We start from the raw sequence: 13,633 nt of genomic DNA, 5'->3' as shown, positions 1-13,633 counted from the left end.
GCATCCCGTGAATTCCAAACCACCCCAGACCTGCCCGCTGCTGCAGCGCGCAGGCCACGTCATCAACACCACTGCCAGCAACTGGCAAATCGACAGGAGCAACCCATGACGATCACCCTTGAAGCCATCCGCGCCGCGGGCGGAATCGTGCACAGCGACGGCAACATCTTCTTCCGCGACATCAGCATGCTGCAGGGCCTAGCCGGGGCAGCTCCTGCCGCTGTGGCGTCGGCCGCACGGAAGGTCTTCCTGGTGGCGACGGGCGAAACCTCCGATGGCGCAGAGACGTACACGCGGCATGACGACGCGCCGCCGCCTCTGTGCGACGCCGAGTGCCTGTACACCGCGCCGGCAGCGCCCGCCCTGGAAGCGCCTGCAGCCCCGGTCTGCGAGCGTTGTGGCCTGTCGCCGGCAGAGCACAACCCGACGCACTGGTGCGACAACCAGAGCTTCGCGGCAGCAGCGCCCCAGGCACCTGCTGCGCCCGTGGGCTTGCCCTGGCGCACCGGCATTCCCCCATGGACCGATGACAGGTCCGTGCGCGTGATTGCCGTCACGGCACAAGACGACTTCGGCGGCGTCCAGGTCCACGACATCCGCGCGAGCGACTTCCACACTGATGGCGATGGGGACGGCGCTGAAGTTGCCCGCGTGTGCACGCACTGGGCATACCGCGACGACATCTGGCCGCGCGCCGATGCGGCAGCACCTGATGCGACCGTGGGCGTGGTTGGGTGGGTCAAAGATGAGTGCACGGGCCCCGGTGCATTCGACCCCATGTTCGTGCGCGGCGCGGCGCCGCTGCCAGCCGGGTACGTGGCGAACTACCGGCCGGTGGTCTATGCAGCAGCACCTGCTGCGCCCTCGGCCTATTCACGAAGCCAGCATGATGCTGATAGCCGCGAGCTGCGCAGCTTGTGCATTGCACGGGACGCGGCCCGCCGCGAGCGAGATCTGGCCCGCGCGGAGACCGCCGGCCTGCAAGCCTCTACGGGCCACCTGTCCGCGCTGCTGGACGGCCAGCACGCGCTGCTGGAGAAGGCCAAGGCCACGATGACGGCCCTGCACGGCTCCGCATCGCCCATTGACGAGTCTGGCGGCGACTTTGACGCGCGCATCCCAGCATCGGCCTTCGCCCGCTTTGTCGATGCGCATGCTGAACTGCTGCATGCGATGGCACAGAGCCCTGTGGCAGCACCTGCTGCGCCTGCAGTGGATGCCCAGGGCGAGCGCGACGCGGCTTTCGAGGCCGTGCGCCAGCGCCTGTGCAGGATTCCGCGATGGTCGTTCCACATCGACTCTCGGGGAAATCTCCGCCGTGTGGATGACGCCCGCGGCAATTGGATCGAGTTCTCGGCCGCGCATGAGCTGTTCGACCCCGTTGCCGTGGACTCCGCTCTCGCAGCCCAGGCCAAGGAAGGCGGTGCGTGATGGCGCGATTGAGCGAAAAGCAGGAATGCTTCCTTCGGACTGTCGCCGCGAGCGAGGCCGCGACAGACGATTTCCCAGAAGGCGTGCCGTTCTACACGCGGCACACCCACATGGAGTTCGACTTCTACTCCGCCGGAGATCGCGAGCGCTGGTATCAAAACCTCGAAACACGCGGACTGATCACGCGCACCGGCAATGGCAAATGCTTCGTCCGTCTCACGGATGCCGGTCGCGCAGCACTGGCCTCTATCGACGCAGCCCAGGCAGCAGCCAAGGGGGAGCACGCATCATGAGCAGGCTCTCGAAAAGCAAGCTGCAGGCGGCGCTCGACGCGCTGACGGCAGCCACCAACGCCGCCAACGCTGCGCGCACGAAGATCGCGAACCACTGCATTGCAGTCTACGGATGCGAGCCCGGCGACGTGGACTACAACGAGTTCATCGACGCCGTGGACGGAGGCTGCGGCACAGCAAGCGGCATGAGCGCCGATGCATTCGAAGCCGGCATGGCCAAGGCCGTGGGCCGGAATGGCGGAGGCTTCGATGCGTAAGCGCGTCCTGGCCATCAGCATCGCCGCCATGGTGGAGGGCCTGGGCTTTGGCCCGCCTCCCCATCGCTGGGAATACCGCAACCCCTACAGCCGGCAGTGCACCTGCTGCGGGCTGGTCCAAGACCAATACGGCATGAGCATGGCGGACACCGGCTGGTGGGAGGACATGCACCCCGGCCGCGATGCGCCCTGCAACCCGCGCCCCACTGGGCACAAGGAGAGCACATGACCAACGCATTGAACGGCGCAGGCACATCGCTGCGCGACACGAAGATCCTGATCCCCGAAATCCCCGGCGAGTGGAAGCAGCGCACGCGCAGCGGCAGCACTCAGGTCTGGAACGATCCATGGCACAAGACTGGCTTGCCGGAAGTGCGAATGGAGCCGCCTACCAAGGGACTGTTCGCCGACCGCATTGATGGTGCCTGGTACTGGGTGTGCGCCTGCGAAAAATGCTTGGGAACCGGCAAGTCCTACAACTACTCCCCATGCGAGGCGCACGACCGCTGTGTCACCTGCAACTGCACCCGTGCCGACCTGACGGAGGCCCCGTGGGGTGCGCGCGATGGCGGCTGGCGGTGCAAGCCATGCCAGGATCGCCTGGACTCGGCCCGGAAAGCTGAAGCGCTCGCAGCCGCCGAGGCGAAGGGCCACAGCGAGGAAGACTGCGTCTACACGAGCGACATCATCTGCCCGTACTGCGCCACCAAACAAAGCAGCGATGACCGCCACGATTCGGCTCAGGGCCTCGAATGCGACACCTGCGGCGGCAAGTTCGACCTGGAGGTGGAGTGGTCGCCGAGCTACACGACGACCAAGTCGCGCGCCCAGGCGCAGCAGAAAGGACAGACCCCGTGACCACAGCACCAACACCCGAAGAATTCCACGCCCTGGCGGCGCGGCTGGAGCACTGCGTAGCCAAATGGGGGAAGCAGAACGCCTTGTCCCTGGAGGCTTACAGCGCGGTCAAGATGATGCGCCGCCTGCAGGCCGAGAACGAGCGCCTGCGCGGAGACTACGCGCTCAGGGGCGCACAGATCCAGCGGATGGCCGCCCTCATCGATGAGCTGGAAGGCAAGGTAGGCCGCTTCCAGGGCGTGCCTCTGCCGCTCATCGAGGCGATCAACGCCGCCACGGGCAGCAACGAATGGCAGGGAGACCACAGCCCAGCCGAGCTGCTGGAGCCTGCGTGCCGCGCGATCACCGCACTGGTTGAGCGCAAGAACGCATGCATCCACAAGCTGGAGATGGACGCCCTGGACCTCGCGTCCGAGAACAGCATCCTCAAGCGCGCCGAAGTGGATGAGCTGGAGGCGCGCAAGCCGCTGCCGCTGAGCTACCGTGCCGTCGCGATGACCAGCAGCATCGACGGGGGCGCCACGGTCAGCCTGCACTTCAACGACGTGGCCGAGGCCGAGGCGTGGTTCGTGGCGATCACGGACCAGCACGACGCCGCGCTCGCATCCAAAGCCACCGGCCCGCTGCCGGGCATCACCGGAGGATCGTCATGAGCAAACGAGCCCGAGAGCGAGGAGACAAGCGAGACAGGTGGCAAGAGCCACAGGACCAGCAACCAGAGCCCGCACCAGCGGGTTCTTTTATTTGAGGGGATGAGGATGACAGCAGTACTTGAGCGCCTGCGCCTCGCATCAGCCGTGATCGCCGGCAGCGCCGAGGCGGCCAGCATCGTGCCCGTGCGCACCTTCCAGATCTCACGCGGCCCGCTGGATCTGTTCGTCTGGCCCGACGAGGACAGCCTGGACGACTGGGGCAAGCTGGAAGTGCGGAAGCTGCGACGGGAGGTCGAAGAGCGGTACACGCGCTACCGCAGCTTCGACATCTGCTCGCTGCGCGACTTCCTGAAGAACATGCGGATTCCCTTGACCCATCAAACCCAGGATTCTTTCGAGCGCCTGCATCGGCTCCACTGCGTGGAATTCAGCGGCGTACCGGCATCCATCTACGAGCGCATCCCGCACTGGTTCAACCACGTCATCTCCTGCGGCCAGATAACGCACCCGCTCATTGAGCCAGGGTCGGTGATCGATGTCTGATCCGCCAAGTGCCTGGGAAGCCGCCGACAAGGCATATCAGGCCCACCACTTCAGCTGCCAGCAGTGCATCGCAGCCGGCGTCACGCGCTCGCAGGAGCGGTGTTCCGCCGGGGCGGCGCTGTGGGCCGCATATCAGCATGAGCGCGACCCGCGCCAACAACCAGCGGGCCGAGACTTTTCAGTGAGGACAAAATGAGCAAACGAGTGAAGCTACTGGACTGGGCTGCGCGGCACTTTGACCCTGTGCCCAGCCTTTGGACGCTGCGCCGTCTGGTGCGCGATGGGAAGATCGAGCCGAAGCCGGTCAAGGTGGGGAAGTGCTATTACGTGCAGGAAGACGCGCGCCCCATCGACCACAGCCAGCGGCAGACACTACTGGATCGCGTTCGCGCAAGAAAGGCGGCATGACATGGCAGCAAGGCCAAGGGATAGATCGCGCAGGGATTGGCCTGCCGGCCTGCGCGAGCCGCGGCCCGGATACTTCACCTGGCGCAATCCAGCGACAGGCAAGGATCTGGCAATCGGCCGCGTCTCCATCGCCCAGGCCAAGCGCGAGGCGAACGAAGCGCTTGCATTCGTGCTCTCTGACAAACCCGCTTTGCTGGAACGCATCCAGGGAAAGGACAACACGATTGCCGACTTGCTCGACAAGATGCCCGCCAGCCAGGTCTACAACACGGCGAAAAGCAACCGCTCGCTCGACAAGAAGATCCGCGAAGGCCTTGGGCAGATTGCGTGTGGCGGCCTTTCAGTGGCTCACTGCGCGAAGTTCATTGAGGACGAGGCAGACGCCGGCAGGAAGAGATCGGCTCAGGCGCTGCGGTCCAGGCTGCACGCCGTCTGCAGCCGAGGGCGCGCGCTGGGGTGGATGGATGAGAACCCTGTGGAGCCAGTCTCCAAGCCAGCAGCCAAGACATCCCGCAGCCGCCTTACGCTTGACCAGTTCCGCCTGATTCTCGACAAGGCCCCAGAGATCGCGCCATGGCTGCCTGGCGCCATGCTGGTGGCACTGATCTCTGGCATGGACCGAGACACCGTGTCCAAGCTTGAGCGCAAAGCCATTGGCAAGGAGTTCCTGACGATCAACCGCGCGAAGACAGGCATCTGGATGGAGATACCGCTGTCACTGCGGATGGACGCGATGGGCATGACGCTGCTGGATGCACTGTCTGCATGCCGGTCAAATGTGGTCAGCAAATATGTGGTGCACCACCGCAAGACCTACCGCGCAGGCGTCGAGGCGGGCAGCCCTGTGTTCGTGGACCGCATCAGCAAGGCATTCACCGAGGCGCGCGATCTTGCAGGGATCACGGGAGAGAACGCCCCCACGTTCCATGAGATACGCTCCCTGTCGAAGCGCACGTACATGGCCCAGGGGAACGTGGACACGAAGGCCTTGCTTGGACACAAGTCAGAGAGCGTGGCCGCGATTTATGCCGACCCGCGTGGCATTGAGCCGGTGCGCGTGAAGGTGTCTTAGGGCCTGTTATCCACAGGAGGAGATATGGAACAAATTAGGGAACAATTAGGTAACACGGGCCGTTCTACAGAGAGGAAAAGAATCCTCATGGTCTGCACAGGGAACATCTGCCGCAGCCCCACGGCCCACGGCGTGCTCGAGAAAATGGTGGCCGACGCGGGCCTGGCGGGCCGCATCGAAGTGGACTCCGCAGGCACGCACGGCTACCACGTGGGCGAGGCACCCGACCGCCGCTCCCAGGCCCATGCCGCGCGGCGCGGCTATGACCTTTCGCAGCAGCGCGCGCGGCAGCTGCGGGCCGAGGACTTCATGGCATTCGACCAGGTGCTGGTGATGGATGGCGCCAACGAATCTGCCGCGCGCAGGATCTGCCCCGAGTCCGAATGGCACCGCGTACAGCGGCTGACGGACTTCTGCACCGAGCACACCGCACGCGAAGTGCCCGACCCCTATTACGGCGGCGACCGGGGTTTCGAGGACGTGCTGGACCTGGTGGAGGACGGCTGCAGGGGGCTGCTGGCCACGCTGGGCATGGCGCCGCAAAAGCGCTGACAAGCCACTGCACTGCGACGATATGCGGGCTCTCATCCTGGTTTTCGGCATCGTGGGCACGGTTCTGTTCGGATCGGCCTTCGTGCTCTCGTTTTCCTCGCCATTGCTGGTCGAGAACCTGGGCAAGGAGATCATCCGCATCGAGATCGAGCACAGGCTGGGCACCCAGCTGGACACGCTGACAGGCTCGCGCATGGCGGACCTGGCCCAGAAAGCGCTTGGCAGGACAGATAGCGAGATCGCCGCAGTGCGGCGCGAGATCGAGGCAGGCATCCCCGACAAGCTGGCTTCGGTCATGACCGACATGCGCCGCGCCGACTGCGAATGCCGCAAGCGCAATGCCGTCTACATGCAGCAGCGCCAAGCCACCCAGCTGGCATCGCTGATCCAGATGCGTGCCCGGCTGGTGGAATTCATCGAGTCGGCCTACCACCAGACCACGGCCAGCCTGGTGCGGGAGTTCAGGGTCTTCACTGCGTCCAATGCGCTGGTGTTTCTGGCCCTGGTGGGCGTGACGGCGCGACGCAGGCGGGCGGGGCTGCAGCTGGCCCTGCCCGCCATCGTGCTGGTGACCGCCTCAGCGGTGACTGCCATGCTGTATCTGTTCGCACAGGACTGGCTGCACACCATTGTGTTTGGCAGCTACATCGGCCTGGCCTACATGGCCTATCTGGCCTTTGCCATCGCGCTGCTGTGCGACATCGCATTCAACCGGGCACGCGTGTGCACACGGGCCATCAACGGCCTTGCGTCGTCTTTTGGCTCGGCATTCGAGGTCTTGCCTTGTTGAGCCCAAGGCCCACCTTGGCCCGGTAACTGCCCCGATCACAGCAGCGGTACGGCCTCCATAGCCCTACCCACCCGCCACCACAATCCGCACCTTGGCCGCGTCGGCACCGAAGGTGTGCGCATGCTGCGGCAATGGATGCGGGGAGATACCGGTGAATCGCCAAGCCTGGATCTGGGTCATGAGCTGGTGGTGCGACAAAGCAATTGACTGGCTGATGCCTGCATATCCATTCGCATATTGAGATAGAGTTCGGCGGCTTGGCCATTCCCGCCCAAGCCCTTCTTCTCCACTGCACCTGTGCAATGGAGATTTTTCATTTCAATCCATCTTCAAAGAACATGAACACCATTGCATTGGGAGGACGCCTGCGGCCGCAAGGCGCAATCCGGACTCGCCGGATCATGGCTGCCTTGCTGGCTGCGAGCGCTGTACTGTGTGTGCCGAACGGAGCATCGGCGGCCGAGAACGATGCACTATCTTCCTCTCTGGCTGCATTCGGTGATGCCGCTGCGGCAAGACGCCTGGAGGATCAGGCGGGCATGACCAAGCTGGTGGGGCAGATCGCGCAGAACGACGGGGCTTTCATGCAAAAGATGGACAGCCTGACGCAGGCCAAAAATCGCGTTCCTGATCCTGAAATAACCAGGATTGCCATGGCCCTGGGCCCTTGCCACCATGCCGGTTTTCTTCTCAGGAAAATGGCCTTCGCCCTTGCCGATGGTCAGGCAAAGCCCATCATTCGCAATGGGGTGATCATGATTGACGGCACGCACATGGACGATATGTATGCAGAGCAAATGTCGCGCTGTGAAAGGCTGGCCAAGCAGCCCATGCGGAAAATCAAGATAGGTTCCATGTGCTCCGTCAATGGCTCGGGCTGCGACGAGGATCCGGATATGGATTGAAGAGGCCGAGCGCTGAAAAACGACAGCAAGAAAAGAAAAGGCCGGGTCTGCCGCTCGGCCTCGGGCTATCAATGGCATGGCGTCGACTTTTGGTTCGACTCTCGAAATTGGGGCTTTCTTAGCCTGCTGGCATTTGCCGCACGCGGAGCGAGCGTCTCGCAACGCCCATTTTTGCTGTTCACAACCGTGAACAGCCCAAACTGCCAAATTGGTTTCGGCAGAGCCTTGTCTGCGGCATTAACGCGATGCCGCCATATGGCTTCACCACCTAGCTCCGCGCACCCGAACTAGGAACACTCCTATTTTTCCTTCAAAAACAAAGAAAAATAGGAGCTGTCTTATTTTCAACGAGACGCATAGAGAATAGCATGAATTCCTCGCGTATGAAAATCCAATCATCTTTAGTTTCTAGGCAATCTACGACATCTATTGCCGCCGCATTCATATATCAACCGAAAATTGAAATGAAATTCCATGCGCAATATAAAATACTATTTCCTTCTTGCATTTCTCATCTATGCAAACAATGTATTTTCAAAAGGATACATTGACAACTATTCGGTCGCAATGGTTACTGGCTGGGCGTGTGATGTTAGATTTCCGAATGACATAGTGGCCGTACACGTTTGGCGCGATGACAACCAATTTCTTGGTGGGAGCAGCGCAAATATAATCAGGGAACCCGCTGTAGGATCGGCTTGCCTTGGCAGCCACAGTGCGCATGGTTTCTCCATACCCATAAATCTTACTGAAGACTTGAAAGACGGACAGGAACACAGAGTTCTAGTTTACTCCATAGGACGTAATGGTTTCGTCGAGCAATTGAACAACTCACCTGTAAAAATCAAGTTCCCTGGCGACGGAATTAAAGAGCGCCCATATTATGTCGGAGACATAGTTGCGAGAAATCTAGATTGGCCAGTTATCGAAGGTGCCGGGCACATCGGAATATGGGATGGAACTTCCGTAATTGAAGTTCTCAACGAGCCGCAGGTTGTTCAGAAAAACAACTACGAGAATTTTTTCAAACGCAGCAAAGTTTGGCCAATAAGCAGAACCAAATGGCCTGCCCATAACGTACTCTCTTGCTTCTCTTCTGCATGCACAGAGGATTTTGACAGACCAAGAGCTAACAAGCAATCTTACCCAGCCTTGTATGCGATGGTTGCGAGAGCAAATCAAATATATGTCATAGGTGCAACATATGTTGTGACACCTTACGTTACTCCAGCCGAGCCTACGGTGAATATTCCACCCAGCAGGGACTGGAATAAATACGTAACCTGGCCTCCGACGAAAGGAAGATATCGGTGTGATACTTTTATAACGGATATTATGGGCGCAACGGTTCGAAGTCCTGGATCACATACTCACTCACACATTCAGGGCCGATGGCTACCTTTACGAATTATTGATGCAAATATAGCCTCATGGTATCAAAAATATATTGATGCAACAGGAGCCAATGTCAAAGCACCTGCTGCCTTGTACAACAAACTCAAGCAATGGCAATGAAGCGAATAATATCTTACTCCATCATTGTCGCCGCATTATATGCAGCCTATCTATTTATAAACGAATCTTTAAAACCGCAGAACCACATCACACCAAATGTAAAGACCGAAATTTTTAATCAACAATCAAAAAGCACAGCAAACGAAGACACACAAAATGCGAATCAAGTCACAGTGGAACAGCAACAATCAAGTGCATCCCAGACTTCCGCATTCATTCAGGATGAAATTGATAGATTTCGCACATCTCTTGCAGATCCGTTATCCCACGATGAGAAATTGCAAGCAACTAACCGGCTTCACAACATCATTCGATCGACCCAACGCAGAGAGGTCAGAGAATCCCTCCGCCAAGAACTGCTTAGCGTCATTGACAGCAACAGATCCAAAGACATAGTCAAATCCGCAATTTTCGACTATACGAGATCACTCAATAGTCTGGATAACGCCTCCGAAGCCATCAGAGTTCTCGATTTGGGACTGAAAAATGGGATCCTGACCACCGCAGAATATGCTGGAGAATCTATACACATGGGTTTTCTTTTTGACGACAAAGCGATGATCAAAAACGGTTTAAACACAGGGGACGAATATTCAAATATTGTGCTATACAATTACATATCCGGCATAACAGAAAGCAACGGAAAAAAGATCATAGATCAAGAACTATTAGTTTACATAAACAGCCATCCCATAAAATTTTCCGGCGCTCCTTTCAGTTTCAGCCTGACAGAAGCCATTCAATACAATGAATGGGCCATGGCCAAAGCAAACGTTGAGTCAATCCTCAATGGGGCAGATTCCGTGGATATTCTTTCTGCCCCCTTCAAAAATCCACTCATAGATCCCAGAGAGCTGCTGGCGCTATCCATTTCTCCGGATATTGGATTAAAAATCATGAAGAAAGTGATAGCAAGCAAAGATCACCAAATAGGCCTTGAGAATCTTGATAAGTTCATGACCAGCTATTCTTATATACCCGCCATAAAATCTGCATCGGAAAATATGGAGCGCCATAAGACAGGCTTGGAGAAGTGATCTCTCCATCAGAGCTTCCCCAAAGAGAGACTCCACAATCCAATTTTCGGATTTATCCGAGGGATTACCATATTTTCCGCCTTTACTCCTCCGCCACCACCACCCTCCCCTTGCCCGCGCGCTTGGCCGCATACATGGCCTCGTCGGCGCGCTGCAGCAGCTGGGTGGTGTTTTCCCGGGCGGCATTGAGGGCGATGCCGATGCTGGCGCCGACCTGGACGGTGGCACCGTTTTCCAGGCGGATGGGCTGGCAGATGGAGGCCAGGCAGCGCTGCATGGCCTGAAGGGCGTCGTTGGCCGAGGCCAGTTCGCCCAGCAGCAGCACGAATTCGTCTCCACCCATGCGGGCCACGCAGTCGGTTTCGCGGGCCTGGGTGGTGAGGCGGCGGGCGACGATGCGCAGCACTTCGTCGCCGGCATCGTGGCCTTCGGTATCGTTGATCTGCTTGAAGCCGTCCAGGTCCATGAAGCAGACGGCCAGTTGCCCCGGTCCGCAGGCCTGGGCCAATTCGCGCTGCAGCCGGGCCTGCAGTGCGCGGCGGTTGGCCAGGCCGGTCAGCACGTCGTGCAGCGCCTGGTGCTGCGCGGCTTGCTCGTCACGCTTGAGCGCGTCTATGTCCACGAAGACCCAGATCGATTCGCCGTCGGCCAGGCCTGCGCCGCTGACATCGACCCACAGCAGGCTGCCATCGCTGGTCTTCAGCTGCATCTGGGCATGGCATTTGCCGCTGGAGCGCAGTGCGCCATAGGCCAGCTCGCCGGAGCGTTCATAGGTTTCCTCATCCGGGTAAAGGATGCGCGCCGAGGTGCCCTGCAGCTCGCCGGCCGGGCGCTTGAGCATGCGCTGCAGGGCCTGGTTGGTCCACAGCAGCCGGCGCTCGCGCAGGCGGGCGATGCCGATGAGGTCGTTGTCCATGAACAGTTCCTGCTGGCGCAGCAGCTCGGCAAGCCGGATGCGCGCCACGCGCTCGCGCTGCTGCAGCAGGTAGAGGCTGACCGAACCCAGCGCGATCAGTGCCATGCTGAGGCCCGTGAGTGCCCAGGCGCGCCAGGCCGATGCACGCCATGCGGCCAGGTAGCTTTGTGTGCCCAGGCCCGTGAAGACGGTCAGGGGATAGCCGGCCAGCCGCTGGTAGGCCGTGATGCGCTCCACGTCGTCCATCACCGTGGGCGTGATGTACCAGCCGCTGTCCCGGTTGCCGGCCAGGGCATGGTGGTACTCGCTGGAGACCGCAGAGCCGCCAATGCCGGCCACCGACCACGGATCGGCCGCCGAGTAGCGGGCCACCAGCAGGTCCTTGTCCGAGCGCAGCGCAATGGCGCTGTCGGGCCCGAAGGCCTGGCGACGAAACAGCGACTGGAAATGCGTGGCCGAGACCACGGCATAGACGATGCCCTTGAAATCCCCGTCCCCGGACTGCAGCCGGCGTGCCATCACGATGGCCCATTTGTTGAAGGAATGGCTGACCAGCGGATCGGAGATCACCATGCGGTCGGAGTGGCGCGCGCGCTCGAAGTAGCTGCGGTCGGCCACGGAAAACGGGGGCTCTTCCTCGTTGGCCGTCAGCAGCACCTGGCCCTTGGCGTCGGTCACGCGCAGCGCGGTGACGAAGGGCAGCAGGGCACGCTGCTCCTGCAGGATTTCATAGAGGGCGAGGGCCGCCACATCGTCGCCGTCCAGGCCCCGGCTGCGGTAGCGGCCTGCCACGGTGGCCAGTGCGTTGTCCACCAGCCGCATCTCAGCCGTCAGCTCCAGGCTCAGGCTGCGGGCCTGGTTCTGGGTGACAGCCACGCCCAGGTCCAGGTCGGCCTGGTGGTTGGCGCGCAGGCTCAGCCAGGTGGCCAGGCCCAGCAGGCCGGCGACCAGCAGGTTGCCAAGCACCAGGCGCCGCAGCACCTTGTCAGAAAGAAGCGTCTTCATGGCGCCGGGTGTCCCTTTCCGTCTGGCTGGATGAGCGTCCGGGTGGATGGAGCCGCACATTTTTAGCACAAGGACGGGACGATCCAGACAAGGTTTTGACCGATGGCAACGGCGCTCGCGCCGCTGGCGTACCTTCACCTCCGCAAGAATGGTCGCTGCCTGGGCCAGGGCGGGGGCCGCTGCGCAAAGGCCTGTTGCGCCGGCCACCTGAGAAAGTGCAGAGCCGTCATGCAGCCTGCAGGATCTGCCGCAGGTCGGCCGCGCAGTCCTGTGCGTCCTGCTCATGGCGGAACGCCACGCGCAGCCGGCCCTCGGGATCGAAGACATAGGTGATGGCCGAGTGGTCCATGGTGTAGGACGCACCCGTGGGCACCTTCTTGTAGAAGACCTTGAATTCCCTGGCGACCTCGGCCGTCTGCGCCTCGTCACCGCGCAGCGCGACAAAGCCGGGATCGAAGGCGCCCACATAGGCCTTGAGCACGTCGGGCGTATCGCGCTCGGGGTCGATGGTGATGAAGGCCACGGCCAGGCGCTGGCTATCGGGTCCCAGCAGCTGGCGTATTTCCAGGGCGCGCGTCAGCGCCGTGGGGCAGACATCGGGGCATTGGGTGAAGCCGAAAAAGACCATCAGGGCCTGGCCCTTGAAGTCGGCCAGCGTGCGCTCGCGGCCATCGGCATCGCGCAGGCGGAAGTCCCGGCCGTACTGGGCGCCGGTCAGGTCTATGCCCTTGAACGGTACGGCGGCGGGCTTGCAGCCGGCCAGCAGCGCCAGTGCGGCTAGGCCGCCGCCAAGGCAGGCACGGCGAGACAGGGCGACGGAAGCAACGGATGGGAGGGTCGAAGAAAAATCGGCGGCGCGCTGCGGCGCCGCATGGCAATCGAAACGGAACATGGCATCCCTGCGTGGAATCTTGGCGAAGCCGCACCGCCAAGGCTGCGCCCGGCCGGTGCGGCAATGTTCTGAGACAGGCCAGCGGCCAGACAGCGCAGGACAGCGCTACAAGCAGCCAAGGGCTCAGGCGATCAACAGCAACAAGGGAGGCCCGCGCGGCGGCAGCGGCGCGCCGACCAGGGAGGCAATGCGGGCAGAGACGATGGGCTGCAGCGCGCGGCCCATCGGCTGCAGTTGCGCCCAGGAGGGAGGGACATGCGCCGGCGGCGGCGTCACCGCCAGGCACAGCGGGCAGTCAAGCGAATGCTGGGCAGACACCGCCTGTCCTTCTTCACCGTTGACCACGACCAGCCTGACGCTGCCGCCAGCCGTGCAGACCAGCTCCATGGCCTGGGGGTGCACCAGGGGCGATGCAATGGCCAGGCCCAGCGTCAGCGCGAACCACGCCATGACCAGGCGGGCCAGTGGGACGGAGTTGCGCAGGGCTTGCATGGCTGGGGATTATG

Annotated in this window: 17 protein-coding genes; 14 read left to right on the top strand and 3 right to left on the bottom strand. The window is 61.3% G+C overall.

The window, feature by feature from the left end; genetic code table 11:
• Positions 1-105: 105 nt before the first annotated feature.
• The 14 genes from ACN20X_RS09065 (at position 106) to ACN20X_RS09000 (ending at position 10,314) form a co-directional block, all read left to right on the top strand.
• Positions 106-1,431, top strand: a complete 1,326-nt coding sequence (locus ACN20X_RS09065) for a hypothetical protein (protein ID WP_473210494.1) — start codon at positions 106-108, stop codon at positions 1,429-1,431.
• Positions 1,431-1,724 carry a hypothetical protein gene (locus ACN20X_RS09060; RefSeq protein WP_473210493.1) on the top strand — a complete coding sequence of 98 codons (294 nt, stop codon included), beginning with the start codon at positions 1,431-1,433 and terminating at the stop codon, positions 1,722-1,724. Before ACN20X_RS09065 ends, ACN20X_RS09060 begins: the two co-directional genes overlap by 1 nt.
• Entirely contained in the window at positions 1,721-1,981 is a 261-nt protein-coding gene (locus tag ACN20X_RS09055; protein ID WP_473210492.1) for a hypothetical protein, read from the top strand. Before ACN20X_RS09060 ends, ACN20X_RS09055 begins: the two co-directional genes overlap by 4 nt.
• A complete protein-coding gene (locus ACN20X_RS09050) occupies positions 1,974-2,210 on the top strand; it encodes a hypothetical protein (protein WP_473210491.1) in 237 nt (78 codons plus the stop codon). The genes ACN20X_RS09055 and ACN20X_RS09050 overlap by 8 nt, the downstream gene beginning before the upstream one ends.
• Positions 2,207-2,839, top strand: a complete 633-nt coding sequence (locus tag ACN20X_RS09045) for a hypothetical protein (protein WP_473210490.1) — start codon at positions 2,207-2,209, stop codon at positions 2,837-2,839. Before ACN20X_RS09050 ends, ACN20X_RS09045 begins: the two co-directional genes overlap by 4 nt.
• Positions 2,836-3,492, top strand: coding sequence for a hypothetical protein (locus ACN20X_RS09040; protein ID WP_473210489.1), 657 nt, complete (start codon positions 2,836-2,838; stop codon positions 3,490-3,492). Before ACN20X_RS09045 ends, ACN20X_RS09040 begins: the two co-directional genes overlap by 4 nt.
• A gap of 105 nt (positions 3,493-3,597) precedes the next feature.
• On the top strand, positions 3,598-4,035 hold the full coding sequence (locus ACN20X_RS09035) for a hypothetical protein (protein ID WP_250439383.1): 438 nt from the start codon (positions 3,598-3,600) through the stop codon (positions 4,033-4,035).
• A 192-nt stretch (positions 4,036-4,227) separates the two neighbouring features.
• Entirely contained in the window at positions 4,228-4,443 is a 216-nt protein-coding gene (locus tag ACN20X_RS09030; RefSeq protein WP_046987606.1) for an excisionase, read from the top strand.
• A 1-nt stretch (position 4,444) separates the two neighbouring features.
• Entirely contained in the window at positions 4,445-5,515 is a 1,071-nt protein-coding gene (locus ACN20X_RS09025) for a tyrosine-type recombinase/integrase (protein ID WP_279994787.1), read from the top strand.
• A gap of 24 nt (positions 5,516-5,539) precedes the next feature.
• Positions 5,540-6,067, top strand: a complete 528-nt coding sequence (locus ACN20X_RS09020) for a low molecular weight protein-tyrosine-phosphatase (protein WP_473210488.1) — start codon at positions 5,540-5,542, stop codon at positions 6,065-6,067.
• 22 nt (positions 6,068-6,089) lie between these two features.
• A complete protein-coding gene (locus ACN20X_RS09015) occupies positions 6,090-6,857 on the top strand; it encodes a hypothetical protein (RefSeq protein WP_016454315.1) in 768 nt (255 codons plus the stop codon).
• A 257-nt stretch (positions 6,858-7,114) separates the two neighbouring features.
• The gene (locus ACN20X_RS09010) at positions 7,115-7,762 is read left to right on the top strand and encodes a hypothetical protein (protein WP_473210487.1); all 648 of its coding nucleotides are present in this window, start codon (positions 7,115-7,117) and stop codon (positions 7,760-7,762) included.
• Positions 7,763-8,236: 474 nt separating this feature from the next.
• Positions 8,237-9,277, top strand: coding sequence for a hypothetical protein (locus tag ACN20X_RS09005; RefSeq protein WP_016454313.1), 1,041 nt, complete (start codon positions 8,237-8,239; stop codon positions 9,275-9,277).
• Positions 9,268-10,314: a hypothetical protein gene (locus tag ACN20X_RS09000; RefSeq protein ID WP_047219229.1), complete on the top strand. Its 1,047-nt coding sequence runs from the start codon at positions 9,268-9,270 to the stop codon at positions 10,312-10,314. Before ACN20X_RS09005 ends, ACN20X_RS09000 begins: the two co-directional genes overlap by 10 nt.
• Before the next feature lie 82 nt (positions 10,315-10,396).
• On the opposite strand, the gene ACN20X_RS08995 is transcribed toward ACN20X_RS09000, so the two are convergent.
• The 3 genes from ACN20X_RS08995 to ACN20X_RS08985 all read right to left on the bottom strand — a co-directional run bounded on the left by ACN20X_RS08995 (position 10,397) and on the right by ACN20X_RS08985 (position 13,619).
• Positions 10,397-12,235, bottom strand: coding sequence for a sensor domain-containing diguanylate cyclase (locus ACN20X_RS08995; RefSeq protein ID WP_016454311.1), 1,839 nt, complete (start codon positions 12,233-12,235; stop codon positions 10,397-10,399).
• Between the two features lie 226 nt (positions 12,236-12,461).
• Complete coding sequence (locus ACN20X_RS08990; RefSeq protein WP_016454310.1) at positions 12,462-13,127, bottom strand: SCO family protein; 666 nt, start codon at positions 13,125-13,127, stop codon at positions 12,462-12,464.
• 123 nt (positions 13,128-13,250) lie between these two features.
• A complete protein-coding gene (locus tag ACN20X_RS08985; RefSeq protein ID WP_016450071.1) occupies positions 13,251-13,619 on the bottom strand; it encodes a DUF2946 family protein in 369 nt (122 codons plus the stop codon).
• Between the last annotated feature and the right edge of the window lie 14 nt (positions 13,620-13,633).

It is taken from the genome of Delftia sp. PX-1, from assembly GCF_055797465.1.
This window is presented reverse-complemented; position numbering and strand designations above follow the sequence as displayed.

Bases quoted from the DNA above. Each gene is read 5' to 3' on its own strand.
- ACN20X_RS09050 (WP_473210491.1), top strand. From the start codon at position 1,974: ATGCGTAAGCGCGTCCTGGCCATCAGCATCGCCGCCATGGTGGAGGGC.
- ACN20X_RS09035 (WP_250439383.1), top strand. From the start codon at position 3,598: ATGACAGCAGTACTTGAGCGCCTGCGCCTCGCATCAGCCGTGATCGCC.
- ACN20X_RS08990 (WP_016454310.1), bottom strand. From the start codon at position 13,127: ATGTTCCGTTTCGATTGCCATGCGGCGCCGCAGCGCGCCGCCGATTTT.
- ACN20X_RS08985 (WP_016450071.1), bottom strand. From the start codon at position 13,619: ATGCAAGCCCTGCGCAACTCCGTCCCACTGGCCCGCCTGGTCATGGCG.
- ACN20X_RS09000 (WP_047219229.1), top strand. From the start codon at position 9,268: ATGGCAATGAAGCGAATAATATCTTACTCCATCATTGTCGCCGCATTA.
- ACN20X_RS09025 (WP_279994787.1), top strand. From the start codon at position 4,445: ATGGCAGCAAGGCCAAGGGATAGATCGCGCAGGGATTGGCCTGCCGGC.
- ACN20X_RS09030 (WP_046987606.1), top strand. From the start codon at position 4,228: ATGAGCAAACGAGTGAAGCTACTGGACTGGGCTGCGCGGCACTTTGAC.
- ACN20X_RS09015 (WP_016454315.1), top strand. From the start codon at position 6,090: ATGCGGGCTCTCATCCTGGTTTTCGGCATCGTGGGCACGGTTCTGTTC.
- ACN20X_RS09020 (WP_473210488.1), top strand. From the start codon at position 5,540: ATGGAACAAATTAGGGAACAATTAGGTAACACGGGCCGTTCTACAGAG.
- ACN20X_RS09055 (WP_473210492.1), top strand. From the start codon at position 1,721: ATGAGCAGGCTCTCGAAAAGCAAGCTGCAGGCGGCGCTCGACGCGCTG.
- ACN20X_RS09060 (WP_473210493.1), top strand. From the start codon at position 1,431: ATGGCGCGATTGAGCGAAAAGCAGGAATGCTTCCTTCGGACTGTCGCC.
- ACN20X_RS09045 (WP_473210490.1), top strand. From the start codon at position 2,207: ATGACCAACGCATTGAACGGCGCAGGCACATCGCTGCGCGACACGAAG.
- ACN20X_RS09005 (WP_016454313.1), top strand. From the start codon at position 8,237: ATGCGCAATATAAAATACTATTTCCTTCTTGCATTTCTCATCTATGCA.
- ACN20X_RS09065 (WP_473210494.1), top strand. From the start codon at position 106: ATGACGATCACCCTTGAAGCCATCCGCGCCGCGGGCGGAATCGTGCAC.
- ACN20X_RS08995 (WP_016454311.1), bottom strand. From the start codon at position 12,235: ATGAAGACGCTTCTTTCTGACAAGGTGCTGCGGCGCCTGGTGCTTGGC.